This is a genomic window from Streptomyces sp. NPDC060031 (assembly GCF_042736805.1).
In the GTDB taxonomy this organism is placed as follows: Bacteria; Actinomycetota; Actinomycetes; order Streptomycetales; family Streptomycetaceae; genus Streptomyces.
This window is the reverse complement of sequence record NZ_JBHWVM010000019.1, coordinates 56,833-80,765: the sequence shown is the minus strand read 5'-3', so window position 1 is coordinate 80,765 and position 23,933 is coordinate 56,833. Positions and strand designations below refer to the sequence as shown.

The window sequence follows — 23,933 nt, the reverse complement described above, 5'->3', positions numbered from 1 at the left end:
CCTCCGGTGTCCGAAAACGGCGAGAGCGCCGCCACCGGCTGTTTCCAGCCAGCGGCGGCGCTCAGGCACGGGGACCACTCAGGCGTGCGGGCCCGATCAGGCGTGGACGGCCTTCGGGCTCGGGCCGTACTCGTTCGGCTGCGCCTGACCCTCGGTCGCCGTCAGGACCAGCATCCAGATGCCGCCGATGAACGGGACCAGGGTGATGAAGTACCACCAGCCGGACTTGCCGATGTCGTGGAGCCGGCGGACGGTGACCGCGAGGCTCGGGAGGAACGTGGCCAGGAAGTAGAGGCCGACGAACAGCGGGTAGGTCTCGAGCGAGAAGTCGATGATCGCGAGGACGATGACGATGCCCACCGTGAACAGGGTGTACATCCAGTACTCCTGGCGGCGCGCACGACCCGAGAAGTCGGCGTACTTCTTCAGAACGTCGGTGTAGTAGTTCATTCTTGTCCCCCCAGAGGACGGTTCTTCGGCCCGTCCTGCTGGAGCAAGCCGGGGCAGAACTTATGCCCCGCTTATGACGCGGTCAAGCCAGTTCACAGGACCCCTGGAGTCGCGATCTTCGTTGCTTGCGGCACCCAAAACGCGTACATCGCACACCCATTGGAACCCACCGGGCCCGAAAGCTCACCAAGCGTGACCAAAATGGGGTGGCGGAAGTCTTACGAGGGGCACGAAAGCGCCCGTGGGGCGGCGCGACTCCGCAGCGTCACCGGAACACGCGTTCCCGTAACCGTCGGAGCCGGTCGATCGGTTCCCACATCGTTACCGCACTGCGACACCGCGGGACCCGCGGCCCGGGACGGGATGGGGGGCGCCCCGGGCCGCGGGAGAACCGTCAGCCGATGTGGAAGGGGTCCCCGTAGACCTTCCAGTCCAGCGGGGTGTTGAGGTTGAGGTTGCCCTTCTTGAGCCACACCCGCTGCGCCGTGTCCACACGGCTCGTGTCGCTGTGCGCCTCCTCCTGCTTCATCGCCCAGACACGGGCGTCGAGGAAGGCGTTCAGCCAGGTGGTCTCGTTGCCGCCCTGGGACGGGGGCTTGGCCTTGGACAGCGCCCGCTTGCGGATGCCGCGGAAGCTGGTGGAGTCGGTGCCGTCGCCGTGCATGACGATGGCGTCGTAGTAAGCGAACTGGCCGAGCACGCCGATCCCGTCGGACTTGCCCTGCTGGACGGCGGGGTTGAAGTAGACCCGGTCGCGCTCGTGGTCCTGGGCCTTGCGGAAGTCCGCGTCCTGGGCGGCCTTCGCCCAGTCCTTGGTGAAGGCCGAGCCGAGACCGGAGTGCGAGTCCGAGCCGTCGACCTTGCGCAGGGCGGGCAGGTACTTGGCCAGGATGTTGCCGGGCTTGACCTGCGTGTAGTACTCGACGAGGTCGAGCATGTCCCCGGTGCCGGAACAGAAGCCGATGATGCCGGCGGTGTAGCCGCGCCCGTCGTCTATGTCCTCTATGTACTTGTACTGGGCCTTCCAGTCGAGCGAGGAGTTCTCCGCGCTGGAGACGATCTGCATGGCGATGTCCTTCTTCGCCGGATCATCCAGGCCTACGGCGGCTGCCGCCGGTGCCTGCGCGGCGGCCGCGGGCGCGACCTCGGGTGCCGCGGTGGCGTGGGCGGCGACCGGCACGGCGAGGAGCGCGGCGCCGAGCACGGCGCTGACCGCCAGACGCTTGCGATGGGGGGTGAACACAAGGCCTCCATGGGGGAGTTGAGGCTGGGGGTGCTTCGTTAGGAAACTTTACTACCAGCCCTCGCGCCATCTCAAGACCCGGGAGGCCGCTGTGATTCCGGCGCCCCGATGCGTCAACTCCTTCGTCAGAGCCAGCCGTTGCGGCGGAAGCCCCGGTGGATGACGAAACAGGCGATCGCCATGACCCCGAGGACGAGCGGGTATCCGTACGTCCAGTGCAGTTCCGGCATGTTGTCGAAGTTCATGCCGTAGACCCCGCAGACCATCGTGGGCACGGCGACGATGGCCGCCCAGGCGGTGATCTTGCGCATGTCCTCGTTCTGCGCGACGGTCACCTGCGCGAGGTGCGCCTGGAGGATGGAGTCGAGCAGGCCGTCGTAGGCGCTGATCTGCTCGGTGGCACGCGTGAGATGGTCGGCCACGTCGCGGAAGTACGCGCGGATCTCCGGCGGGATGACCGGTATCGGCTGCGTGGCCAGCTGCTGGAGCGGACGGCCGAGCGGGGCAACCGCCCGTCGCAGCTCCAGCAGTTCACGCTTGAGCTGGTAGATCCGGCCGGCGTCGCCGCGGCCGCCGTGTTCGCTGAACACCATGGTCTCCACGGCGTCTATGTCGTTCTGCACCGCGTCCGTGACGGCCACGTAGTCGTCGACGACATGGTCCGCGATGGCGTGCAGCACAGCGGCCGGCCCCTTCGCCAACTGCTCCGGATCGGCTTCCAGGGCCTCGCGGACCGGGCCGAGCGTGCCGCGGCCGCCGTGCCGGATGGTGATGACGAAGTCGTCGCCGGCGAAGGCCATCAGCTCGCCGGTCTCCACCACCTCGCTGGTCGCGGTCAGCTCCTCGTGCTCGACGTAGCGCACGGTCTTGAAGACGGAGAACAGGGTGTCGTCGTAGCGCTCGATCTTGGGCCGCTGGTGGGCGTGCACGGCGTCCTCGACGGCGAGGCGGTGCAGGCCGAACAGCTCGGCGAGTGTGGCGAGCTCCGCCTGCGAGGGCTCGTGCAGGCCGATCCAGACGAACCCGTCGCCCGTTTTGCGGACCCGGCGCAACGCCTCCTCGGCCTCCGAGCAGCCGTCCTGGCGTACGCCGTCCCGGTAGACCACGCAGTTGACCACGGCGCTGCCGAGCGGGGAGCGCGCCGGGTGGCTGAGGTCGACGGCCCGTCGGTAGCCGCGGCGAACGGCCCGGCGCAGGTTGCTGAACATGGACAACGGCGTACTCCCCTTCGGCGGATCAGCGGCCAGTCTGCCACCGCCGCGCGAGCACGCCGCCTCGGCACTCGGCTCAGGCCCGGTCGATGAAGACGTTGGTCGACTTCACCCGGGCCGTCGCCCGCGCCCCCACCTCCAGGCCGAGCTCCTCCACGGCCTCGCGGGTCAGCAGCGACACGATGCGGTGCGGCCCGGCCTGGATCTCGACCTGGGCGTCCACCGTTGCGAGCTTCACGGCGGTCACGATCCCGGGGAAGGCGTTGCGCGCCGAGGTGTACGGGGCCTCGTCGCCGTCGCCGCCCTCCTGCGCGGCCGCCACACAGAAGGCGGCCAGGTCCGGCCCGTCCACCATCCGGCGCGTGCCCTCACGGCGGGTCGGGAACCGTTCGGCATCGGCCCACCTCCGGGCCGTGTCGACGCTGACGCCGAGCAGCCGCGCCGCCTGGCCGATCGTGTAGGACTCCATGGCCGCAGCCTAGTGCTGTGACCTGGGAGCTACGGCCGGCGGAGCGCACCGGCCGCCGCTTCCGCGATCACCGCCGCCACCGCCGACAGCGCCGGCGAGTCCAGCTTCCACTGCTGCCAGTACAGCGGTACGTCCAGCGGCCGCCCCGGCACGATGACCGCCAGCGCCCCCGAGCGCACCAGCGGCCCCGCCTGCGATTCCGGCACCAGGCCCCAGCCCAGTCCCGCGACCACCGCATCGCAGAACCCCTCCGACGTGGGCACCTGGTGGCGCACCGCCGACGCCGTGGCGTCCGGATCCCCCGTCAGCGACCGTACGAACACGTCCTGGAGGAGGTCCCGCCGGTCGAAGACGATCGCCGGCGCCTCCCGCAGGTCACGCTCCACCGGCCCCGCCAAGTGCCGGGCCGCGAAGTCCGGGTTCGCCACCGGCAGGTACCGCGCCCGGCCCAGCGGCCGTACCGTGCACCCGGCCACCGGCTCGGGCTGGGAGGTCACCGCGGCCATCACCTGGCCCTCGCGCAGCAGGGCCGTCGTATGCCCCTCGTCCTCGCGGTGCAGTTCGAAGCAGATCGGCGGGTCCTGGGGCACCCGGGTCAGCGCGGGCAGGAACCACGTGGCCAGGGAGTCCGCGTTCACCGCCATCGGCAGCCGCACCGGCCCCAGGCCCGCCGCCATCCCCAGCTCGTCCCGCGCGTCGCGCTCCAGCCGGGCCAGCTGCCGCGCGAACCTGATGACGACCTCCCCGGACTCGGTCGCCCGGACCGGCTTCGTGCGCATCAGCAGCACCCGCCCGGTCCGCTGCTCCAGGGCCTTGACCCGCTGGCTGACCGCGGACGGCGTCACGTGCAGGGCGGCGGCGGCCGCGTCGAAGGTGCCCTCGTCGACCACGGCCAGCAGGGTCCGCACCTGCTCCAGTGGCAGCTCATCCATCACAGGAGCTAATGCTACGTAAAAATCTTTAGCTGTACTGCTGACGCGCCGCTCCATACGGTCGAGACATGACACACGGCATCATCACGGCGGGCCTCGCCGGCTTCGGAACCGGACTCTCCCTCATCGTCGCCATCGGCGCGCAGAACGCGTTCGTGCTGCGCCAAGGCGCCCGCCGCCACTCGGTCCTCGCCGTGGTCGCCATCTGCGCCCTCTCCGACGCCCTGCTCATCGCCCTCGGCGTGGCCGGGGTCGGCGCCTTCGTCACGGCCTGGCCGCCCGCCCTGACCCTGGTCGGCCTCCTCGGCGGCGGGTTCCTGATCTGCTACGGAGTCCTGGCCGCCCGCCGGGTGCTGCGCCCCGAGCCCGGCGCCGCCCTCACCGCGGGCGCCGCCGGGACCCCGGCCGGGTCCGCCCGCCGGGCCGTGCTCACCTGCCTGGCCATGACCTGGCTCAACCCGCACGTGTACCTGGACACCGTGCTGCTGCTCGGCTCCCTCGCCGCCGACCGGGGCGACCTGCGCTGGGCCTTCGGCATCGGGGCCGGGCTGGCCAGCCTGGCCTGGTTCGGCTCCCTGGGCTACGGCGCCCGCCTGCTCAGCGGAGTGCTCTCCCGTCCCTCGGCCTGGCGGGTGCTCGACGGCTTCGTGGCGGCGACCATGGTCACGATGGGCGGACTGCTCCTCGTACGGGCGTGAAGCCCGCCGCGTGCGGGGTACGGATGCCCCGCGCCCCGCACTACTCCCAGGAGCCGCACGTGCCCGACCGCCCCGCCCCGGACGAGGTGCGCGCCTACTACGCCGCCCGGCCGGCCCCGCTCGTCGCCGCCACCGGGATCGTCCTGGACTCCCGCGGGCGGGTACTCGTACTGACCCCCTCGTACAAGGACGGCCTGGAGCTGCCGGGCGGCACGGTCGACGACACCGAGACCCCGGAAGAGGGCCTGGCACGGGAGCTCAAGGAGGAACTGGACCTGAGCGTGCCGGTCGGCCGGCTGCTCGCCGTGGACTCCCGGCCGCCGGGCGACCTGGGCCGATCCCTCATCGCCCACGTGCACCTGGTCGGCCCCCTCGCACCCGAGCAGGCCGCCGCGATCTCCTTCGCGGACGGCGAGGTCGCGGCCGCCCGCTGGCTCACCCCGGACCAGGCCTGTGAGGTCCTGCCCGCCCGGATCGCGCCCCGGCTGCGCGCCGGCCTGGCCGCCCTGCACTCCGGCTCCCTCGCCCACCTGGTCGACGGCGTCCCCCAGCCGGGCTCCTCCGCCGGCCTGGCCCCGGAGCGGCGCGCGGCCCTGGAGCACGCGGGCGCCTACGGCTCCGCGGACCACCGGGCGGCCCGCCCCAAGGCCCTCACCGCCGCGAGCGTGGTCTTCACCGACCCGGCGGGCTCGGTCCTGCTGGTCCAGCCCGGGTACGGGAACCCCGCCCGCTGGCACCTGCCGGGCGGCGGCATCGACAGCGACCTCGGCGAGACCCCGCGCGCCGCCGCCCGCCGGGAGGTCCTGGAGGAGCTGGGCCTCGACCGCGCGCCGGGCCGCCTGCTCGCCGTCAACTGGTCCCACCGGCCCGGCCGTCCGGCGCGGATCCGCTTCCTCTACGACGGCGGCACCCTCGACGCGGGCGCCCTGGCCCGGATCCGCCTGCCCGCCTCGGAGCTCCTGCAGTGGCGGGCGGTACCCCCGGCCGACCTCGCCGGCCTCACCAAAGGGGCCCTGCGCCGCCAGATCAAGGCCTGCCTCACCGCCCGCGCCACCGGCGCGGGCCCGCTCGAACTGCACGCGGGCCGCCCGGTCCCGGGGTCCTGAACCGGGCCCGCGCATTCCCCCGGGCAATTGCCGGGGCCACGCGTGCGGCGGACGATCCTCCTGTCACCCCAGGACGGCCTGATCACCGAGGCCCGCGGCTACGCGAAGACGGCGTAGCGGACGCGGCGGGGCCGCGACACGCGAAAGGCCGTCCTCCCCCGGAGGGGAGAACGGCCTTCACCTGCCGAGTACGGGGATCAGACCGCCGGCACCGGGTAGGTCGGGTACTCCACCCCGGAGACGTGCTGGACCACGCGGATGACCTGGCACGAGTAGCCGAACTCGTTGTCGTACCAGAGGTAGAGGATCGCGTTGTCGCCGTCGACCTTGGTCGCGCCCGCGTCGACGATCGAGGAGTGGCGCGAGCCGACGAAGTCCATCGAGACGGCGTCGGGGGCGGTGGTGAAGTCGATCTGGCGCTTGAGCGGCGAGTGCAGCGAGACGTCGCGCAGGTAGTCGAGGACTTCCTCGCGGGTGGTCTCGCGGCCCAGGCGCAGGCTCAGGATGGCGATCGAGACGTCCGGGACGGGGACGCGGATCGAGCTGCCGGTGATCGGCGCCTTGAGGTCGGGCAGCGCCTTGGCGACGGCCGAGGCGGCGCCGGTCTCGGTGATGACCATGTTGAGCGGCGCGGAGCGGCCGCGACGGTCGGCCTTGTGGTAGTTGTCCAGCAGGTTCTGGTCGTTGGTGAACGAGTGGACGGTCTCCACGTGGCCGCGCAGCACGCCGTACTCGTCGTCCATGGCCTTCAGCGGCGGGACGATCGCGTTGGTGGTGCAGGAGGCGCAGGACAGGATCTGCTCGTCGGGCTTGATCGTGTCGTGGTTGACGCCGTGCACGATGTTCGGGACGTCGCCCTTGCCCGGGGCGGTCAGGACGACCTTGTCGATGCCGGGGCGCAGGTGCTTGGAGAGGCCCTCGCGGTCGCGCCACTTGCCCGTGTTGTCGATGAGGATGGCGTCCTTGATGCCGTACGCCGTGTAGTCGACCTCGGACGGGTCGTTCGCGTAGATCACCTTGATGGTGTTGCCGTTGGCGACGATGGTGTTGGTCGCCTCGTCCACGGTGATGGTGCCCTGGAACTGGCCGTGGATGGAGTCGCGGCGCAGCAGGGAGGCGCGCTTGACGATGTCCTGGTCGCCGCCCTGGCGGACGACGATGGCGCGCAGGCGCAGGCCGTTGCCGGAGCCGGCCTTCTCGATCAGCAGGCGGGCGACGAGGCGGCCGATGCGGCCGAAGCCGTAGAGGACGACGTCGCGGCCGTCGGCGCGCTCGATCTTGTTCTCGCCCGTGGCGCCGGAGACGGCCTGGGCGGTGAACTGCTCCACGGAGAGACCGCGGTCATCGCTCTTGTACGTCGCGGCGAGCATGCCGATGTCGATCTGGGAAGGGCCGAGATCGAGCGCGGTGAGAGCCTGCAGGAACGGCAGGGTCTCGGTGACCGAGAGCTCCTCGCCGTCGATCTGCCGGGCGAATCGGTGGGTCTTGAGGATGCTGACCACCGACTTGTTCACCAAGGAGCGGCTGTGGAGCAGGATGGTGACGTCCCGCTCCCGGTGCATCTTCCCGATGATCGGGATCATCGACTCCGCGATCTCCTCGCGGTTTTTCCAGTTGGTGAACGAGTCCTCGTTGACAGTCACAGGTTTATCTTTCGAGCTAGGCGGCGCTCATATGCTAACCCGACGCCGCTTTGGCCACTCAAGCGGCCCCCTGGCGGGATGTGGTGAGGGGGATGCGCCGGGAAACACGAAAAAGGCCGCCTTCTCATCTCTGAGAAGACGGCCTCCGACCTGCATAAAGCATGGTCGGGACGACAGGATTTGAACCTGCGACCCCTTGACCCCCAGTCAAGTGCGCTACCAAGCTGCGCCACGTCCCGATGCCCGTTGACCTGGGGTTTCCCCGGGTTGAACGCGCAGGAGAACAATACCGCACTTCACGGGGTGGTCGCGCACCTTTTGAAGGCGCTTGACCTCGATCGCACTTGAGGTTGCACGATCTGTGCATGACACAGGCAACCGCGGACCCCGGGTTCCGCCACGAGGATCTGAGCCGCCTCATCGCGCTCATGACCGGGGCCGAGAAGCACGGCCCCGCCGCCACCTCCACGCTCGACGCGCTGTGGGTGCTCTACGACCGGGTGCTGCGCGTCGGGCCCGCCACCGCCGGGGACGTGGGGCGGGACCGGTTCCTGCTCTCCAAGGGGCACGGGCCGATGGCGTACTACGCCGTGCTCGCCGCCAAGGGCTTCTTCCCCGTCGCATGGCTGAGCGGCTTCGGCTCGTACGACTCCCCCCTCGGGCACCACCCCGACCGCACCCTGATCCCCGGCGTGGAGATCGGCAGCGGCTCGCTCGGGCACGGGCTCCCGCTCGCCGTCGGCAGCGCGCTCGGGCTGCGCGCCCAGGGGCTGGACGACCCGGCGCTCTGGGTGCTGATCGGCGACGCCGAGCTGGACGAGGGCAGCAACCACGAGGCCATCGCGTACGCCGGCTCGGCCGGGCTGGAGCGGCTGCACACGATCGTGATCGACAACGACTCGGCCACGCACGGGTGGCGCGGGGGGATCGCCTCCTGGTTCGAGGCGGCCGGCTGGTCGGCGGTCACCGTGGACGGGCGCGACCACGCGGCGCTGCACGCCGCCTACACCGCGGCGCATCCGGGCCGGCCGCACGCCGTCGTCGCCCGCGCCGAGAAGAAGCAGTAGGAAAGAGAGGGAGTCATGGACACCATGCGCGAACGGTTCGTCTCGGTCACGTCGCGAGTGCTCGACGAGGATCCCCGGCTGGCACTCGTGCTCGCCGAGATCACCATGGACGCGTTCCGGCCCGCCCTGCAGCGCCACCCGGACCGGGTGATCAACGTCGGGATCCGGGAGCAGCTCCTGGTCGGGGTCGGCGGCGGGCTGGCCCTGACCGGGCTGCGGCCCGTCGTGCACACCTTCGCCAGTTTCCTCGTGGAGCGGCCCTTCGAACAGGTCAAGCTGGACTTCGGCCACCAGGGCACGGGCGGGGTCCTGGTCAGCGCGGGCGCCAGCCACGACTGGCCGGCCGGCGGGTTCACGCACATGGCGCCGGGCGACGTGGCCCTGCTGGACACTCTCGACGGCTGGACCGTGCACGTCCCCGGGCACCCGGACGAGGCCGAGGCGCTGCTGCGCCACGCGTACGCGGCGGGCGACGAGAAGGTGTACGTCCGGCTCTCCGAGCAGTCGAACGCCGTGCCCCGCCCGATGGCGGCCGACCTGGGCTTCCAGACCGTACGGGAGGGCCGCGCGGGCGTGGTCCTGGCCGTCGGGCCGCTGCTGGACAACGTGCTGGCGGCGACCGAGGGCCTGGACGCGACGGTCCTGTACGCACCCACGGTGCGGCCCTTCGACGACGCGGCGCTGCGCGCGGCCGTCGGCCGCGCCGCCGCCGACGTGGTCCTGGTCGAGCCCTACCTCGCCGGCACCTCCGCGGCCCCGGCGGCGCACGCCCTCTGCGACACCCCGCACCGTGTCCTCGGACTCGGCGTCGGCCGCGCCGAACTGCGCCGCTACGGCACGCTCGAGGAACACACGGCCGCCCACGGCCTGGACCCCGCGTCCCTGCGCACCCGCATCGCCGCCTTCCTGGGCTAGCCGGCCCGGCTCCTTCGGATCCCGCCCCACGACCCGTCGGCGCCGGCGGGTCGGCATCCGCACCCGTGCCGCCGCCCGCTCGGTCCGGGACGGGCAGCGGCTCGGGATGCGCGTCGATCAGGCGCTTGGGTGCCGCCTGGAGCCGGGAGTGGACATGCGCCCCGGACCGGCACCTCAGCCGCGCCGGTCCTCCCGCTCGTGGAGCAGGGCCACCAGGTCCGCCGCCAGCGCCTTCACGGTCGTCAGGCCCTCCGTCCCCCACCGCCGCGGCACCGTGTCCACGGCGCACACCGTGCCGAGGACGATCCCGCGCCGGTCCGTCAGCGGTGCGCCCACGTACGAGCGCACCCCGCTCTCGTCCACGACCGCATTGCCCGCGAAGCGCGCGAAGTCCCGTACGTCCTCCAGGACCAGCGCCCGGCGCCGCACCACGACGTACGGGCAGTACCCGTGGTCCCGCGCCAGCACCCGCGCCGGGTAGCCGCTCGCCGGGGCGTCGGGCGAGTGGTACATGCCCGAGAAGGACTGCCGTTCCCCGCCCACGAAGTTGACCCCCGCGTACGGCGCGGCCAGGGTGTCCGCCACCCGCCGGGCGAAGGCGTCGAGCTCCCCGTCCGCCCGCTCCCCCAGGCCCAGTTCGCGCAGCCGGACGCTGCGCGCCGGTGCCTCCCGGTCCACCGGTGTGAGCAGCAGGTGGCCGGTCGATTCGTAGTACGTCATGGCTTCCCCCACATCCCGTTGTTTCTACGCTTCAACTACTTCGCTGTGGACAGCAGATGCTGGACGAGGGCGACGAGCGCCCCCGTCCCGGAGCTCGTCAGCCGCGCGTCGCACCGTACGACGGGCACCTCTGGTCCCAGCCCCACCGCCTCGCGGACCTCCTCGGCCCCGTAGCGGTGGCCGCCGTCGAACTCGTTGACGGCGACGACGAAGCCGATCCCGCGCCGCTCGAAGAAGTCCACGGCGGGGAAGCAGTCGGCGAGGCGGCGCGTGTCGGCGAGCACCACCGCCCCGAGCGCGCCCGCGCACAGCTCCTCCCACAGGAACCAGAAGCGCTGCTGCCCGGGCGTGCCGAAGAGGTACAGGACGTGGCGGGCGTCCAGGGTGATCCGCCCGAAGTCCAGCGCGACGGTCGTCGTCGTCTTCGCCTCCACCCCGTCCAGCGGATCGGCGGCCTCGCCGAGCCCGCTCAGCAGCTCCTCCGTACTCAGCGGCTCGATCTCGCTCACCGAGCCCACGAAGGTGGTCTTGCCCGCCCCGAACCCGCCCGCGACCAGGATCTTCAGGGTCGCGGGGAGCTCGCGGGCTGGGCCTTCACAGGCGTTTGCGCAGGCCATCGAGCACCGCCAGCAGCAGGGACTGGTCGTCGGCCGCGAAGGCCGGGCCGCCGACGCCCCCGGGGAAGGGGAACCGCGGCGCCTGCGCCGTCACGGCCCCGTGTTCCATCAGGTCGGACAGCAGCACCTTCACCACCCCCGCCGGGAGCCGTAGTTGTCCGGCCACCTCGGCGACCGAGACGGCCGCCGCGCCCGCGCACAGCCGCAGCGCGAGGGTGTGTTCCGTGCCGAGCGGTGCGCGCGGGCGTGCGCCGGTCGCCGTCACCAGGGACAGCAGGTCGAGCGCGACCGCCGGCCGGGTCCGCCCGCCGCTCGCGGTGTACGGGCGCATCACGCGGCCCGCCGAATCGTCCAGCCACGGCGTGTCACGCGGCGCCCCCGATGCCCCTGCCCCCCCGGCCCGGACCCTCATCGCTCCGGGTCGGCGACGGGCCGCCGCGGCGGGACCGCCAGGTACGGTCGGACGCTCTTGACCAGCATCGCCATCTCGTAGCCGAGCACGCCCGCGTCGGCCTCCCGGTCGGCGAATACCGCGAGGCAGGTCCCCGATCCGGCCGCCGACACGAAGACCAGCGCCGTGTCGAGCTCGACCACCACCTGCCGGACCTCGGCGCCGTCCCCGAAGCGGGAGCCGGCACTGCGTGCCAGCGAGTACAGCCCGGAGGCCAGGGCGGCCATGTGGTCGGCGCTGTCCGCGTCCATCCCGTGCACGCAGGTGACGAGCCCGTCAGCGGTCAGCAGCACCGCGCTGCGTGTGTACGGCACCCGCTGCACGAGGCCGCCGAGCAGCCAGTCGAGATCCGAGAGCCGGCCGGTCCTGGTCGCCACTTCGCCGCTCATGGGGGTGTGCTCCTTGGTGCTGATCGGGGTCCGGTTCATGTCTGCTGCTCCGACTGGGCGAGACCGAAGCCCCGCTGGAAGGCGGCCATCAGGCCGGGGTCGTGCACGGGTCGCTCGCCGTCTTCGGCCCGCCGGGGGGCGGGGGTGTCCCGCAGTTGGGGTACGAGGTGCTCCTGGGCCCGCCGTTTGGGCAGCTGCGGCAGGTCCTCGCCCACCCGGGCGGCCGGCACCTGCGACGCGCCCGCGATGGCTCCGGCGGGCTCCGCCGCGGCCATCGCCTCGGGCACGGGTTCGGACATGGCTTCGGACATGGCTTCGGGCACGGATCGGGGCACGGCCCACGGCTCCGCCTCGGGCGCCGGTGCACTGCGGGCCACCCTGCCCGGCGCCTCGACCGCCCAGGCCGGCACGGCCGGCACGGCCGCCGGCATCCCGGACGGCTCGGGCCGAGGCAGCCCGACGCGCACGGGCTCCAGGGGCGCCCTGGCGGCGATCCCCGCCCCGGCCCCGTCGACCGGCTCGGCGCTCCCCCACGAGGTGGCCCGGGTGCCCCCCAGCGCATCGGCGGCGCTCGGCGCCTCCGCGCCCAGCAGCTCCTGGGGCAGGACCAGCACGGCGAGCACGCCGCCGTAGATGTTGGACTTCAGCTCGACGGCGACCCCGTGGCGCCGCGCGAGCGCCGAGACGACGAACAGGCCGATCCGCCCGTCCGCCAGCAGGTGCCGGACGTTGATCTGGTCGGGGTCGCCGAGCAGGGCGTTCATCCGGTGCTGTTCCTCGGGCGGCATTCCGAGTCCCCGGTCCTCCACCTCGACCGCGATGCCGGCGGTGACCCGCTCGGCGCGCACCACCACATCGGTGTCGGGGGCGGAGAACACCGTGGCGTTCTCGACGAGTTCGGCCAGCAGGTGCACCACGTCGGCGACGGCGTGCCCGCGGACGGTACCGCCGGCCGGGGGCACCACCTTGACCCGGGTGTACTGCTCGACTTCCGCGACGGAGGAGCGCAGTACCTCGCTCAGGTCGATGGGCCGCGTCCACTGGCGCCGGGAGGCGGCGCCGCCGAGCACGGCGAGGTTCTCGGCGTGGCGGCGGATGCGGGTGGCGAGGTGGTCGACGTGGAAGAGCTCCCTGAGCAGGTCCGGGTCCTCGACCGTGTCCTCCAGGTCGTCCAGCAGCGAGATCTCGCGGTGTACGAGGGACTGCAGCCGGCGGGCCAGATTGACGAAGACCTCGACCTTGCGGTCACTGTCGGACGGGGTGACCGGCCCGCCCAGCCGGACCAGCGCGGCGTGGGCCTGCTCGCGGGCACCGCGCAGCTCCTGGGCGAGCAGCCAGAACTCGTCCACGCCCGCCGGGTCGGTGCCGGGCGGCGGCCCGGTGGGCCCGCCGCGCACCGGGCGGCCCGGGGTCTCGCCCCGTTCCAGCCGCTCGGCGGCAGTACGCAGCTCCTGACGGCCGCGGACGCTGGAGCGGCGCAGTGCCTCGCAGCGGTCGCGGACGGTCTTGGCGGCGCGCTGGGCCCCGAGGAGGGCGGCCGCCAGCGCGCCGAGGACGAGCAGGGCGCAGCCGGTGAGCACCGGCCACAGCCGGTCGTCGCGGACGCCCGCTCCGCCGCCGAGCTGGAGCGTGAAGATGACCGCGGCGGCGCCGCTCAGCCCGGCGGCGAGCGTGGGCAGCACGGCGGCGCGTACCAGCTGGGGCCTTATTTGCCGGCCGGGACCGGTGACGGCGTGTCTCGACGGGGCGTGGCGGGCGGCGCGGAGTCCGGACATCGGCGTCCTCGGTCAGAGGGGCCGGACGCCTCAGCGTTCCGGGCCCCGTGTTGATCACCGGACACCCACGCTAGACCGCGCGCTGCCGCCCCGGACGGCCAGTTGGGGAACTTCGCCGGGGTGGTTCCCGCTCCCGACGGAGCGCTCGTACGGGCGGCCGAATGCGCCGGGAGCGCGTACGCCCTGGTGACCCGGGGCGCGCGCCGTCCGGTCCGCACACCTGTGCCCCGCGGGTCCCGGTACCCCCGGCGGCCACGCCGGCCCCACGGATCGCGCCGACCCCGGGGCCCCGCCTTCGGTCCGGGGGTCTACGACCCGACGGCCTCCGACTCCTCGCGCCCGACCGAGGGCCCCGACGGGGGCGTAGCCGCTGACGGGGGCGTAGCCGGAGCGGCGGTCACCGGCGAGGAGGCATCCGGAGCCACCAACGGCGCCGCGGCCGGTGCGGCCGTTGCGGCGGCGACGAAGGGACGCCACCAGGGCTCGCGCGGGGCGTCGGAGGCTCCCGGCTCGAAGGGCTGGCCCGGCACCGGCAGGGCGATGGCCGCCCCGGAGCCCTCGGCCGCGGCCACCGTGCCCTCGCCGGGCTCGTCCCACGGATGCGGGGCCAGGTTGAAGGTGCCCCAGTGGATCGGCAGCATCGCACCGTGCGGCGCACCGCCCTGGAGGTCGAGGTGGGCGCGCATCCCCTCTTCGGGGGTCATGTGGATGTCGGGCCAGTACTCGGAGTAGGCGCCGATCTGGATCATCGTGGCGTCGAAGGGGCCGTGCTCGGCGCCGATCTCCTCGAAGCCGGGGAAGTAGCCGGTGTCCCCGCTGTGGTAGATCCGGTGCGCGTCGCCCGCTACGACCCAGGAGGCCCACAGGGTGAACTGCTGGTTGCGCAGCCCGCGGCCGCAGAAGTGCCGGGCCGGGGTCGCCGTCAGAGTGAGCCCGGCGATCTTGGTGCTCTCGTTCCAGTCGAGCTCGCGCAGCCGGTCGGCCGGGACTCCCCAGCGCTCCAGGTGCGCGCCGACGCCCAGCGGGACGGCGAAGACCGTGTCCGTGCCGGCCAGTTCCTTGATGGTCGGGAGGTCGAGGTGGTCGTAGTGGTCGTGGGAGATCACCACGACGTCGACCGGGCCGAGCGCGGCCAGGGGCACCGGTACCGGATGCAGCCGCTTGGGTCCGGCGAAGGGGAAGGGGGAGCAGCGCTCGCCCCACACCGGGTCGAACAGCACCCGCCGCCCGTCGATCTCCGCGAGCACGCTGGAGTGCCCCATCCAGGTGAGCCGCAAGCCGCTGGCCGGCGGCTTCGCCAGCTCGGCCAGGGTGGTCGGATAGACGGGGACGGGCGCGCCGGGGTTGCGCCGGACCCGCTGCTCCTTGTGGAAGTAGATCTTGGCGAATTCCAGCATCGACCCGGACGGCCTGGTCCTGGCCCCGACCGGGTTCTGGAAGACTCCGTCGGCGAAGTTCGGCGAGCGCAGGATCCGCTCAAGCCGCGCACCGGACGGGTCCGCGCCGAAGGCTTCGGGCCGCATGGCACGCAGCCGTGGACGCAAGGAACGGGAGCCGGTCAAGGCGCCTCCTGAGAGGGTGGGGGCGGGATGGGCGGACGGCTTACGACCATCCCAACGCGCACCGGGCCCGAAGGATTCCGACCCGGCCCCTGACATCATGCGCCGCTCCACTCCTTCTGTGGCGGCAGCAGGTCCGGCTACAGGGGCAGCAGGTCCGGCCGCTTCGCCTCGACGTGGTCCCCGGAGGACTCCCCGCGCAGCCGGCGGCCGATCCACGGCACCAGGTACTCGCGGGCCCACTGGATGTTGTCCCGGGTCACGTCCACCGAGCCGCGCGGCTGCTGCGGAGGCCACGGCTGGTCCGGATCGGCCGGCACCCCCATGCCCAGCACCTGCGCGGCGCGCAGCGCGACCCGGGTGTGCCCCTCGGGCGAGAGGTGCAGCCGGTCGTCGTCCCAGGCCCGCCGGTCCTGTACGGACTTCAGGGACCAGAGGTCGAGCACCGGGCAGTCGTACCGGTCGGCGATCGCGCGCACGTGCGCGCTGTACGTCGCGACCTTGCCGCGCAGGTGCTTGAGGACCGGTACGCCCCGGGTGTCGAAGCCGGTGGTGATCATGACCTGGCCGACGGCCCCGGTGAGCTCGGCGACGGCCGCCTCGAACCGCTCGGCCACGTGGTCCGGGTCGCTGCCGGGACGGATGATGTCGTTGCCGCCCGCGCAGAAGGTCACCAGGTCGGGCGCGAGCTCCTTGGCCCGCGGGACCTGCTCCGCCACGATCTGGTCGAGGAGCCGCCCGCGGACGGCCAGGTTCGCGTACCGGAAGTCGTGTTCTTCGCGCTGATCGGCCAGGAGCACGGCCAGCCGGTCCGCCCAGCCGAGAAACGTTTCCCCGGGTCCCGGGTCCCCCACGCCCTCGGTGAAGCTGTCCCCGATCGCCGCGTACGAGCCGATGGTCTTGAGTGTCGTCGTCGCTGCCACGGGACCACATACTTCACCCCGTCACGTGACCTACGCCACCGTAGGCAGGGGTTGACGGACCGTGATTTATACCACCGGCAGGTGAGGAATAACAGCGCGTGAGGCCGGCCCCCCTCGGGCCCCGGCCTCACGCGGGTCCGGCGTCCGACAGCGGACCGGTTGGGGGTCGTCAGATGCTGACGCCCTTGGAGCGGAGGTAGGCCAGCGGGTCGACGTCGGAGCCGTAGGACGGACCGGTGCGGATCTCGAAGTGGAGGTGCGGGCCGGTCACGTTGCCGGTGGCGCCGGAGAGGCCGATACGCTGCCCGGCGGTGACGCTCTGGCCGACCGAGACCGACAGCTGGGAGAGGTGGCCGTACTGGGAGTACTTGCCGTCGGCGTGCCGGATGACGACCTCGTTGCCGTACGCGCCGCCCCAGCCCGCGGAGACGACGGTGCCCGCGCCGACCGCCTTGACGGTGGTGCCGCTGCTCGCGATGAAGTCGACACCGGTGTGGTAGCCGCTGGACCACATGGCGCCGGCGGTCTTGTACGCGGTGGAGACGCCGCCGCCGACGGGGGCGACGAAACCGGAGGAGGGCGCGGCCTGCTGCTGCTCGGCCGGGGCGGCGGGTGCGGCCGGGGCCTCGGCCTCGGGGGCGGCGCCCTCGTCCGGGGAGCCTTCGCCGGCGGCGCCCTCGTCCGAGGTTCCCTCCGCGGAGTCGGCCGGGCCCTCGTCCGCGGAGGAGTCGGCAGGGACATCGGCGGAGGACTGCTCGGCGGGGGCCTGGGTCCGGGCCGGGGCGGACTCGACGGCGGGCGCGGCGTCGCCCTCGGCGCCGAGCGCCAGCTTCAGCCCGGGGTGGATCAGCGAGGGGTCGGCGCCGACGGCCGCGCGGTTGTCGGCGTAGAGCTGCTGCCAGCCGCCGCCGAGGTGCCGCTGCTCGGCGATCTTGGAGAGGTAGTCACCCGGGACGACCGTGTACACGGCCGGCGCGGCCGCCAGCACCCGGGCGGCGGGAGCGGCCTTCAGCGCCGCGGGGACCTGAGCGGCCAGGACGGGGGCCGTCGCCGGGGCGGCGGCGGGAGCCGCGTGGGCGCCGGCGGCTCCGAACAGCGGGAGCGCGAGGGCCGCGCCGCCGGTACCGGCCATGGCGAAACCGCGGGATATCGAGGGGGACTTGGGACGGCGGTGCTTACCCTTTGCAGGCATGGCGAATTCCTCTCCGTCGCCTGCGAGGTGAGCTGTCGGGTTCGGACTGGAGATGTCCGGTCGTACATGAACAGCACATGGACGACTTCACCCCGAGCCGTCCCGGCATAAAGATCCGGAACAGCGGCTTACCTGGTTCCCCCGCTCCTGCCGCGCGCGTGAATAGTCGGGTGCGGTTTCCGGACGGTGGCAGGATTCGGCGGTCCATCCGGATCGATCGCGAAGGTAATCGAGTGGTGGCACACCGAACAAGCCGTGAATTTCCTGACGGAATCTCAAGGGTGCTGGTCCGACGGAATTCCGGTCACCCTGTGTCCATTCAATGGCGGCAACAGCCGCCCCGGCAGGGCAATTCACCTTTGACGATCAGGCACTCACGGTCACCGTATGATCTGGCTCACGGGGACGTGCCCGATCTCGCTTCCACTCATGGCAAGTTGTCGCCAAGTAGTGTAATTCGGACATCCCCACGACCAGGCAGAGGAGCCGCCGTGACCCAGCAGATACCCCAGAGCCCGTCCACGGAACCGGGACTGGCCGGAGTACGCAACTTCCGTGACGTGGGCGGGCTGCCGACCGCCGACGGCCGAAGGGTCAAGACGGGACGACTGTTCCGTAGCGGACATCTCGCCCATGCCACCGAAACCGATGCAGAGTTCCTCGCCGCTCTCGGACTGCACACCATCTTCGACTTCCGCAACGGCGCCGACCACGCGCTGGAGGGGCAGGACGTGGAGCTGCCCGGCGTGCGCAATGTCAACATTCCGCTCTCGGACCCGGCGGACGGCACGGAATTCTGGAAGATGGTCCGCGAAGGCGGCCTCGAAGAACTCCGCACGGTCCTGGGCGACGGCAAGGCCGCCGCGCGGATGGCGAACTCGTACCGCGGAATGATCAAGAACCGCACCGCCGAGCACGGCCGGGTGGTCCACGCCCTCGCCGAGGACAGCGTCCCGGCCCTCATGCACTGCGCCGCCGGCAAGGACCGGGCCGGCCTGTCGATCGCCGTCACCCTGCTCGCCCTGGGGGTCGAGCGCGAGGCGGTCGTGGCGGACTACCTGGAGTCGAACGCCCCCCACAACCGCTACCGGGTCCGCCGCGGCAGCCAGTCCGCCGAGGCCCGCTCCCCCGAGGTGATGGAACTGCTCGCGCCGCTCTTCGACGCCCGCGCCGAGTACCTGACGGCGGCCTTCGAGACCATCGACGGCCACTGGGGCGGTCTGGACCGTTACCTCGCCGAGGGCCTCGGGCTCACGCCCGAGACCCTCGACCGGCTCCGGGACCGCCTGCTCGACTGAGGTCGGCCAGGTGGACGGACGGGCGGACGGGCGGACGGAGCGGGCGGTCAGCGGTTGCCGACCGCCTGCTTCACCAGCGTCTTGCCGAAGTCCCACATCAGCCCGCCACCGGCGTGCGCCTCGTCCATGACGTCCCGGAAGGCGCGCACGAACCGGTCGACGTCCGCCTCGTCCACGATCAGCGGCGGGATGAGCTTGATCACTTCCAGATGGTCACCGGAGACCTGCGTGAGGATCCGGTGCTTCTGGAGCAGCGGCACGACAACCATCTGCGCGAACAGCCCCTTGCGGGCCGCCTGCAGCATCGTCCACCGGCTGCGCAGCCCCAGCGAGGACGGGCGCCCGAACTCGATGCCGACCATCAGACCGCGTCCCCGCACCTCGTGCAGCAGCTCGTACTCGTCCACCAGCGCCGCGAGCCGCCCGCGCAGCAGGTCGCCCATCGTGCGGGCGTTCGCCACCACCTCCTCGTCCTCCATGACGCAGAGCACCGCCAGACCGGCCGCCATCGCCTGCGCGTTGGAGCCGAAGCTGGCGGAGTGCACGAGCACCCGGTCCATGGACGAGTAGACCTTCTTGAAGATCCAGTCCTTGCCGAGGGTCGCCCCGACCGGCACGTAGCCGCCCGACAGCGCCTTCGCCACGCAGACCAGGTCCGGCTCCACACCCGGCTCGTGCTGGTACGCGTAGAAGTCGCCGGTACGCCCGAGGCCGGTCTGCACCTCGTCCGCGATCAGCAGCGCACCCCGCCGGTGCAGCAGTTCCTGCGCGGCGAGCAGGAAGCCGGGCGGGGCGCAGAGCACGCCCTTGCCCTGGATCGGCTCGACGACGAAGGCGGCCACGTCGCCGCGCTTCAGCTCCCGCTCCAGGGCGGCCAGGTCGCCGAGCGCGATCTTCGTGTCGGGCAGCAGCGGCGCGAAGCCGTCCCGGAAGCCGCCCTCCCCGTTGACCGAGAGCGAGCCCGTGGTGAGCCCGTGGAAGGCGTGGTCGCAGTAGAGGATCCTGGGCCGCCCGGTGGCGTACCGGGCGAACTTCAGGGCCGTCTCCACCGCCTCGGTACCGCTGTTCCCGAAGAAGACCCGGTCCAGGTGCGGACTGTACGAGAGCAGCTTCTCGGCCAGCAGCCCGGGCAGCGGCTGGCAGTCGAAGCGGGTCAGGTCGGCGAGCTGGGCGTCCAGGACGTCGTGCAGGGCGCGGCGGACCACCGGGTGGTGCCGGCCCAGGCCCATCACCCCGAAGCCGGCCAGCATGTCGAGGTAGTCGTTGCCCTCGGCGTCCCAGAAGTGGGCGCCTTCGGCCCGCTCGTAGACCTTGTCGAAGCCGATGGTGTGCAGCATCCGGGGCAGCTGGTGGTTGAGGTGGCGGGCGTGCAGCTCGTACCGCTCCCCGCCGCGCTCGGCCAGCAGGGCGCCGAGGTCGAAGCCCTTGCCCCGGCCGCCCTCCCCCGCGTGGCCCGTGCTCATGCCGAGGTGTCCCGGTTGCCGCCGATCGTCTCCCGGGCCGCGCGCAGGGACTCCTTGAGGGAGCCCATGGTGGCGAGGACGGCGGTCGGCTCGTAGCCGCAGTGCGCCATGCAGTTCGCGCAGCGCGGGTCCTTTCCGCGGCCGTACTTGCTCCAGTCGGTGTCGTGGATCAGTTCCCGGTACGTCGGCACGTACCCGTCGCTCATCAGATAGCAGGGGCGCTGCCAGCCGAAGAGGGAGTAATTCGGAATGGCCCAGGCGGTGCAGGGGAAATCGGCCTTGCCTTCCAGGAAGTCCAGGAAGAGCGGGGAGTGGTTGAGCCGCCAGCGCCGGCGGTTGCCGCCCGCGAAAGCCTTCTTGAAGAGTTCGCGGGTCTGTTCGACGCCGAGGAAGTGCTCCTGGTCCGGTGCCTTTTCGTACGCGTAGGCCGGCGAGATCATCATCTCGTCCACCTGGAGGTCGTCATTGAGGTAGTTGAGCACCTCGATGATGGTCTGCGGGGTGTCGGTGTTGAAGAAGGTGGAGTTCGTGGTCACCCGGAACCCGCGCTTCTTCGCCTCCTTGATGGCCGCGACCGCCTCGTCGAACACGCCCTCCTTGGCCACCGACTCGTCGTGGCGTTCGCGCAGACCGTCGATGTGCACGGCGAAAGCGAAATAGGGGGAAGGGGTGAAGTTCTCGATCTTCTTGCGGAGCAGCATGGCATTGGTGCAAAGGAAGACATACTTCCGTTTGGCCACCAACTGGCGCACGATCTCGTGGATCTGCGGATGCATCAAGGGCTCGCCGCCCGCGATGGACACCATCGGCGCACCGGACTCCAGCACGGCGCCGACCGCCTGGGCCACCGGCATGCGCTGCTTGAGCACCCCGGCCGGGTGCTGGATCTTTCCGCACCCCTCACAGGCCAGGTTGCAGGCGTAGAGCGGTTCGAGCTCGACGATCAGCGGGAACTTCTCACGCTTGCGGAGCTTCTGTTCGAGAAGATAGGTCCCGACCCTGATGGTCTGGCGCAGCGGCATGGCCATCTGGCTCACCTCCTGGGGAGCAGCAAAGAACGGTGCCAGTCATAAAACGCGGGCAGTACGGCACGCAGTACGCGGAAGGCCGATATTCCACCGCGCACCGTGCCGATACGGACGAGCTCGTGCTCCGGAGCGTCCACGATCACCCGGACGGCCGCAACCGGACGGCCCGCGCCTGCCGCGGCGCTGCCGCGGGTCGCGGTCCAGAGGGTGGCCGCGGACTCCATGTCGACCCCGATGGCGCCGGTGGCACGTAGCTGCGCGCGCTCCTGGCCCCGTACGACATGGTCGGATCCGGTCAGTGCGCCGACGTGTACGGTCCGGCCGGGTGCCGCCCGGGCCAGCGCCTCGGCGAGCAGGGCGGTCCCGGCGCAGGCGACGGTGCCGCGCGGGTCCCGGGTCTCCTCGGCGACGATCAGGTCACCGGGGCTCATGCCGGGCATCAGTCCGGCGCAGAACCCCGTGGCCAGGACGGCCGCACCGCGCAGCCCCGGCTCGCCGAGCGCCCGGCCGACGGCCCGCTCGGCCGCGCGCGGGCCCATTCCGGTGCGCAGGACGGCGTACCCCGGCGGCGCGGCCCCTCGTGCGCCGCGGGCGCCGCTGCGCAGGGCCGCCTGCTCGATGCGCAGCGCGCAGGCGACCAGCAGCGGGGCGGCGGGCCCGCTCCCGGCGGCGCCCATCAGGCCTCCTCGGCCCGGGCGGAGACGACCTCGCGGGCCGGGTGCGCGCCGTGCCACCCTTCGGGGCCGAACGGTTCCCCGTACAGGTAGCGGCCGAGCGCGGTGAGCGGGAACACCTGCCGGTACAGGTGGTAGTTGATGGAGAAGTCCCAGGGGAAGCCGGTTCCGGTGAAGTGCGGCTCGTCCCAGGAGCCGTCCTCGCGCTGCGTGTCGACGAGGTAGGCGATCCCCCGCTCGACGGACGCGGCGTCCCGCTCGCCCGCGGACAGCAGGGCCATCAGCGCCCACGCGGTCTGCGAGGCGGTGGAGGCGCCCCTGCCGGCCCAGGACGGGTCCTTGTACGACCGCTGGTCCTCGCCCCAGCCGCCGTCCTCGTTCTGTACGGACTCCAGCCAGCCCACGGCCCGCCGGATCGCGGGATGCGCCGGAGCGATGCCCGCGGCCGTGAGCGCCGGCACCACGGACCCGGTCCCGTACACGTAGTTGGTGCCCCAGCGGCCGAACCAGCCGCCACAGGACTCCTGTTCGGCGAGCAGCCAGGCGATGCCGCGGCGGGTCCGCGCATCGCCGGCCCGGCCCTCGACGGCGAGCATCTCCACGACGTGGGCGGTGACGTCGGCGGAGGGAGGGTCGATGACCTCGCCGAAGTCGCAGAAGGGCAGCCTGTTCGGGAAGGGGCTGGTGTTGTCGGCGTCGAAGGCGCCCCAGGCGCCGTTCTTCGACTGCATCCCGAGGTTCCAGGACACCCCGCGGGCGATGGCGGCCTCGACGCGAGCCGGCTCGGGGTGCTTGATCCGGCGCAGCGCGAGGACCACTTCGGCGGTGTCGTCGATATCGGGGTAGTTGTCGTTGTGGAACTCGAACGCCCAGCCTCCCGGGGCCAGTTGGGGCCTGCGCACGGCCCAGTCGCCACTGCGCACGATCTCCTCGCCGAGCATCCAGTCGGCGGCCTTCACCAGGGCCGGGTGATCGGGGCGCACCCCCGCGTCGGCCAGCGCGATGGCGGCCAGGCAGGTGTCCCAGACCGGGGACTGGCAGGCCTCGACCATGCGGGCGCCGTCGGAGCGCCACACGGCGAACCGGTCCAGGGATTCCAGTCCGGCCCGCATCACCGGGTGCTTCAGGTCGTAACCGAGCAGGTGCAGGGCGATGATCGAGTACACCGCGGGCGGCTGGATCCCGCCCCAGCAGCCGTCGTTCTCCTGCCGCTCGACGATCCAGCGGCCCGCCGTCGCCATCGCGGCCTTGCGCAGCCGGCGCGGGGCGAAGCGCCGGTACACGTGCAGGGCCTTGTCCATCCGCTGGAAGGCGCCGTCCCAACTGGTCACGGGAGCAAGGGGTTTGACCGGGTTCGGCAGCCGGGCGTCGGTGTGCAGCTCGTCCAGTGCGAAGGGGGCCGGGCGGACCGGCCGCAGCGCGGAGACCACGGTGAGCGGGACGATGGTCTGCCGGGCCCAGCAGCCGAAGTCGTAGATGTTGAGGGGCACCCACGGCGGCAGGAAGACCAGCTCGGGCGGGAGTTCGGGCAGGTGGTCCCAGCTCCACCAGCCGAACAGCGCCAGCCAGATCCGGGTGAACACCCGGGCGGCGGCGATCCCCCCGCGGGCCCTGATCCAGGCGGAGGCGCGGACCATGTGCGGGGCGTCGGGGGCGTCGCCCGCCAGGCGCAGGGCGACGTACGCCTCGATGGTGGCGGACAGGTCGCAGGGGCCGCCGTGGAAGGTGGCCCAGGTTCCGTCGCTCTGCTGCTCGCCGCGGATGAACAGGGCGGCGGCCCGTGTGGTGGCCTCGTCCCTGATCCCGAGGAACTGCCTCAGCAGCAGGTCTTCGGCGTCCATGGTGACGTTGGTCTCCAGGTCGCCCTTCCACCACCCGGCCGGGTCCTGCCGGCCGAGCAGATGCCGCGTGGCCCGCGCGGCGGCCTCCCGCGCCCCCGCCAGCAGGCCGGGGGCCGGGGGCGCCCCGGCCGTATCCCGGCCGGGCGGACCCAAGGCCGCGTCCGCGGTCCGTACCGCGCTGTCATCCGAGTCGGCGTCGCGGGCACCCGCACCCGCGCCCGCGCCGCCGTCGGTCGTCGCTGTCATGGCTTCCCCTTTACCTGCAGTGT

Annotated in this window: 23 protein-coding genes, 1 tRNA gene and 1 riboswitch; of the genes, 5 read left to right on the top strand and 19 right to left on the bottom strand. The window is 72.3% G+C overall.

Annotation, left to right across the window (positions count from 1 at the left end; genetic code table 11):
• Positions 1-96 precede the first annotated feature (96 nt).
• The 5 genes from ACFWB8_RS11515 to ACFWB8_RS11495 form a co-directional block, all read right to left on the bottom strand.
• Entirely contained in the window at positions 97-450 is a 354-nt protein-coding gene (locus ACFWB8_RS11515) for a DUF805 domain-containing protein (protein WP_385224694.1), read from the bottom strand.
• Positions 451-844: 394 nt separating this feature from the next.
• On the bottom strand, positions 845-1,693 hold the full coding sequence (locus tag ACFWB8_RS11510) for a chitosanase (protein ID WP_385224692.1): 849 nt from the start codon (positions 1,691-1,693) through the stop codon (positions 845-847).
• Positions 1,694-1,818: 125 nt separating this feature from the next.
• Positions 1,819-2,901 carry a magnesium/cobalt transporter CorA gene (corA, locus tag ACFWB8_RS11505; RefSeq protein WP_385224690.1) on the bottom strand — a complete coding sequence of 361 codons (1,083 nt, stop codon included), beginning with the start codon at positions 2,899-2,901 and terminating at the stop codon, positions 1,819-1,821.
• Between the two features lie 79 nt (positions 2,902-2,980).
• Complete coding sequence (locus ACFWB8_RS11500; protein ID WP_385224688.1) at positions 2,981-3,373, bottom strand: molybdopterin-binding protein; 393 nt, start codon at positions 3,371-3,373, stop codon at positions 2,981-2,983.
• A gap of 29 nt (positions 3,374-3,402) precedes the next feature.
• Positions 3,403-4,305 carry a LysR family transcriptional regulator ArgP gene (locus ACFWB8_RS11495; RefSeq protein ID WP_385224686.1) on the bottom strand — a complete coding sequence of 301 codons (903 nt, stop codon included), beginning with the start codon at positions 4,303-4,305 and terminating at the stop codon, positions 3,403-3,405.
• Between the two features lie 68 nt (positions 4,306-4,373).
• Here ACFWB8_RS11495 and ACFWB8_RS11490 point away from each other — a divergent pair, with 68 nt between their 5' ends.
• Together ACFWB8_RS11490 and ACFWB8_RS11485 are read left to right on the top strand one after the other, a co-directional pair.
• Positions 4,374-5,003: a LysE/ArgO family amino acid transporter gene (locus tag ACFWB8_RS11490; RefSeq protein WP_385224684.1), complete on the top strand. Its 630-nt coding sequence runs from the start codon at positions 4,374-4,376 to the stop codon at positions 5,001-5,003.
• Entirely contained in the window at positions 5,000-6,109 is a 1,110-nt protein-coding gene (locus ACFWB8_RS11485) for an NUDIX domain-containing protein (protein ID WP_385224682.1), read from the top strand. The genes ACFWB8_RS11490 and ACFWB8_RS11485 overlap by 4 nt, the downstream gene beginning before the upstream one ends.
• A 197-nt stretch (positions 6,110-6,306) precedes the next feature.
• Here ACFWB8_RS11485 and ACFWB8_RS11480 read toward each other — a convergent pair whose 3' ends face one another.
• Positions 6,307-7,752: a glyceraldehyde-3-phosphate dehydrogenase gene (locus ACFWB8_RS11480; protein ID WP_385224680.1), complete on the bottom strand. Its 1,446-nt coding sequence runs from the start codon at positions 7,750-7,752 to the stop codon at positions 6,307-6,309.
• A 162-nt stretch (positions 7,753-7,914) separates the two neighbouring features.
• Positions 7,915-7,991 (bottom strand) — tRNA-Pro (locus ACFWB8_RS11475).
• A 126-nt stretch (positions 7,992-8,117) separates the two neighbouring features.
• Between ACFWB8_RS11475 and ACFWB8_RS11470 the strand changes: the two genes are divergently transcribed.
• A complete protein-coding gene (locus tag ACFWB8_RS11470) occupies positions 8,118-8,819 on the top strand; it encodes a transketolase (RefSeq protein WP_385224678.1) in 702 nt (233 codons plus the stop codon).
• A 15-nt stretch (positions 8,820-8,834) separates the two neighbouring features.
• Positions 8,835-9,734 carry a transketolase family protein gene (locus tag ACFWB8_RS11465; protein WP_385224676.1) on the top strand — a complete coding sequence of 300 codons (900 nt, stop codon included), beginning with the start codon at positions 8,835-8,837 and terminating at the stop codon, positions 9,732-9,734.
• A 174-nt stretch (positions 9,735-9,908) separates the two neighbouring features.
• On the opposite strand, the gene ACFWB8_RS11460 is transcribed toward ACFWB8_RS11465, so the two are convergent.
• From ACFWB8_RS11460 to ACFWB8_RS11425, 8 genes are all read right to left on the bottom strand, one after another.
• On the bottom strand, positions 9,909-10,454 hold the full coding sequence (locus ACFWB8_RS11460) for a GAF domain-containing protein (protein WP_385224674.1): 546 nt from the start codon (positions 10,452-10,454) through the stop codon (positions 9,909-9,911).
• 35 nt (positions 10,455-10,489) lie between these two features.
• Positions 10,490-11,071, bottom strand: a complete 582-nt coding sequence (locus tag ACFWB8_RS11455; RefSeq protein WP_385224672.1) for an ATP/GTP-binding protein — start codon at positions 11,069-11,071, stop codon at positions 10,490-10,492.
• Entirely contained in the window at positions 11,049-11,402 is a 354-nt protein-coding gene (locus ACFWB8_RS11450; protein ID WP_385224739.1) for a DUF742 domain-containing protein, read from the bottom strand. Before ACFWB8_RS11450 ends, ACFWB8_RS11455 begins: the two co-directional genes overlap by 23 nt.
• Positions 11,403-11,479: 77 nt before the next feature.
• Positions 11,480-11,911 carry a roadblock/LC7 domain-containing protein gene (locus ACFWB8_RS11445; protein WP_385224737.1) on the bottom strand — a complete coding sequence of 144 codons (432 nt, stop codon included), beginning with the start codon at positions 11,909-11,911 and terminating at the stop codon, positions 11,480-11,482.
• 35 nt (positions 11,912-11,946) lie between these two features.
• The gene (locus ACFWB8_RS11440; RefSeq protein WP_385224670.1) at positions 11,947-13,593 is read right to left on the bottom strand and encodes a sensor histidine kinase; all 1,647 of its coding nucleotides are present in this window, start codon (positions 13,591-13,593) and stop codon (positions 11,947-11,949) included.
• Positions 13,594-13,994: 401 nt separating this feature from the next.
• Positions 13,995-15,248 (bottom strand): MBL fold metallo-hydrolase, encoded by a 1,254-nt coding sequence (locus ACFWB8_RS11435; protein WP_385224668.1) that lies wholly within the window; start codon positions 15,246-15,248, stop codon positions 13,995-13,997.
• 137 nt (positions 15,249-15,385) lie between these two features.
• Positions 15,386-16,168, bottom strand: a complete 783-nt coding sequence (locus tag ACFWB8_RS11430; RefSeq protein WP_385224666.1) for an SGNH/GDSL hydrolase family protein — start codon at positions 16,166-16,168, stop codon at positions 15,386-15,388.
• A gap of 169 nt (positions 16,169-16,337) precedes the next feature.
• Positions 16,338-17,360 (bottom strand): LysM peptidoglycan-binding domain-containing M23 family metallopeptidase, encoded by a 1,023-nt coding sequence (locus ACFWB8_RS11425; protein ID WP_385224664.1) that lies wholly within the window; start codon positions 17,358-17,360, stop codon positions 16,338-16,340.
• Positions 17,361-17,364: 4 nt separating this feature from the next.
• Positions 17,365-17,572, bottom strand: a riboswitch (cyclic di-AMP (ydaO/yuaA leader).
• Between the two features lie 279 nt (positions 17,573-17,851).
• On the opposite strand from ACFWB8_RS11425, the gene ACFWB8_RS11420 reads away from it, so the two are divergent.
• The gene (locus tag ACFWB8_RS11420) at positions 17,852-18,658 is read left to right on the top strand and encodes a tyrosine-protein phosphatase (RefSeq protein WP_385224662.1); all 807 of its coding nucleotides are present in this window, start codon (positions 17,852-17,854) and stop codon (positions 18,656-18,658) included.
• A 47-nt stretch (positions 18,659-18,705) separates the two neighbouring features.
• Here ACFWB8_RS11420 and ACFWB8_RS11415 read toward each other — a convergent pair whose 3' ends face one another.
• From ACFWB8_RS11415 to shc, 4 genes are read right to left on the bottom strand one after another with little or no spacing between them, the layout of a single operon-like run.
• Positions 18,706-20,121 carry an aspartate aminotransferase family protein gene (locus tag ACFWB8_RS11415; RefSeq protein ID WP_385224660.1) on the bottom strand — a complete coding sequence of 472 codons (1,416 nt, stop codon included), beginning with the start codon at positions 20,119-20,121 and terminating at the stop codon, positions 18,706-18,708.
• Positions 20,118-21,149, bottom strand: coding sequence for an adenosyl-hopene transferase HpnH (gene hpnH / locus ACFWB8_RS11410; RefSeq protein ID WP_385224658.1), 1,032 nt, complete (start codon positions 21,147-21,149; stop codon positions 20,118-20,120). The genes ACFWB8_RS11415 and hpnH overlap by 4 nt, the downstream gene beginning before the upstream one ends.
• A 5-nt stretch (positions 21,150-21,154) precedes the next feature.
• Entirely contained in the window at positions 21,155-21,826 is a 672-nt protein-coding gene (locus tag ACFWB8_RS11405) for a 1-hydroxy-2-methyl-2-butenyl 4-diphosphate reductase (RefSeq protein ID WP_385224656.1), read from the bottom strand.
• Complete coding sequence (gene shc, locus ACFWB8_RS11400; protein WP_385224654.1) at positions 21,826-23,910, bottom strand: squalene--hopene cyclase; 2,085 nt, start codon at positions 23,908-23,910, stop codon at positions 21,826-21,828. The genes ACFWB8_RS11405 and shc overlap by 1 nt, the downstream gene beginning before the upstream one ends.
• Positions 23,911-23,933 lie beyond the last annotated feature (23 nt).

What these genes read in the sequence shown, in the direction of transcription:
- corA (WP_385224690.1), bottom strand. Translation starts at nt 2,901, where the DNA reads ATGTTCAGCAACCTGCGCCGGGCCGTTCGCCGCGGCTACCGACGGGCC.
- ACFWB8_RS11445 (WP_385224737.1), bottom strand. Translation starts at nt 11,911, where the DNA reads ATGAGCGGCGAAGTGGCGACCAGGACCGGCCGGCTCTCGGATCTCGAC.
- ACFWB8_RS11425 (WP_385224664.1), bottom strand. Translation starts at nt 17,360, where the DNA reads ATGCCTGCAAAGGGTAAGCACCGCCGTCCCAAGTCCCCCTCGATATCC.
- ACFWB8_RS11495 (WP_385224686.1), bottom strand. Translation starts at nt 4,305, where the DNA reads ATGGATGAGCTGCCACTGGAGCAGGTGCGGACCCTGCTGGCCGTGGTC.
- ACFWB8_RS11515 (WP_385224694.1), bottom strand. Translation starts at nt 450, where the DNA reads ATGAACTACTACACCGACGTTCTGAAGAAGTACGCCGACTTCTCGGGT.
- ACFWB8_RS11455 (WP_385224672.1), bottom strand. Translation starts at nt 11,071, where the DNA reads ATGGCCTGCGCAAACGCCTGTGAAGGCCCAGCCCGCGAGCTCCCCGCG.
- ACFWB8_RS11500 (WP_385224688.1), bottom strand. Translation starts at nt 3,373, where the DNA reads ATGGAGTCCTACACGATCGGCCAGGCGGCGCGGCTGCTCGGCGTCAGC.
- ACFWB8_RS11470 (WP_385224678.1), top strand. Translation starts at nt 8,118, where the DNA reads ATGACACAGGCAACCGCGGACCCCGGGTTCCGCCACGAGGATCTGAGC.
- ACFWB8_RS11460 (WP_385224674.1), bottom strand. Translation starts at nt 10,454, where the DNA reads ATGACGTACTACGAATCGACCGGCCACCTGCTGCTCACACCGGTGGAC.
- ACFWB8_RS11415 (WP_385224660.1), bottom strand. Translation starts at nt 20,121, where the DNA reads ATGAGCACGGGCCACGCGGGGGAGGGCGGCCGGGGCAAGGGCTTCGAC.
- ACFWB8_RS11450 (WP_385224739.1), bottom strand. Translation starts at nt 11,402, where the DNA reads ATGCGCCCGTACACCGCGAGCGGCGGGCGGACCCGGCCGGCGGTCGCG.
- hpnH (WP_385224658.1), bottom strand. Translation starts at nt 21,149, where the DNA reads ATGGCCATGCCGCTGCGCCAGACCATCAGGGTCGGGACCTATCTTCTC.
- ACFWB8_RS11405 (WP_385224656.1), bottom strand. Translation starts at nt 21,826, where the DNA reads ATGGGCGCCGCCGGGAGCGGGCCCGCCGCCCCGCTGCTGGTCGCCTGC.
- shc (WP_385224654.1), bottom strand. Translation starts at nt 23,910, where the DNA reads ATGACAGCGACGACCGACGGCGGCGCGGGCGCGGGTGCGGGTGCCCGC.
- ACFWB8_RS11465 (WP_385224676.1), top strand. Translation starts at nt 8,835, where the DNA reads ATGGACACCATGCGCGAACGGTTCGTCTCGGTCACGTCGCGAGTGCTC.
- ACFWB8_RS11490 (WP_385224684.1), top strand. Translation starts at nt 4,374, where the DNA reads ATGACACACGGCATCATCACGGCGGGCCTCGCCGGCTTCGGAACCGGA.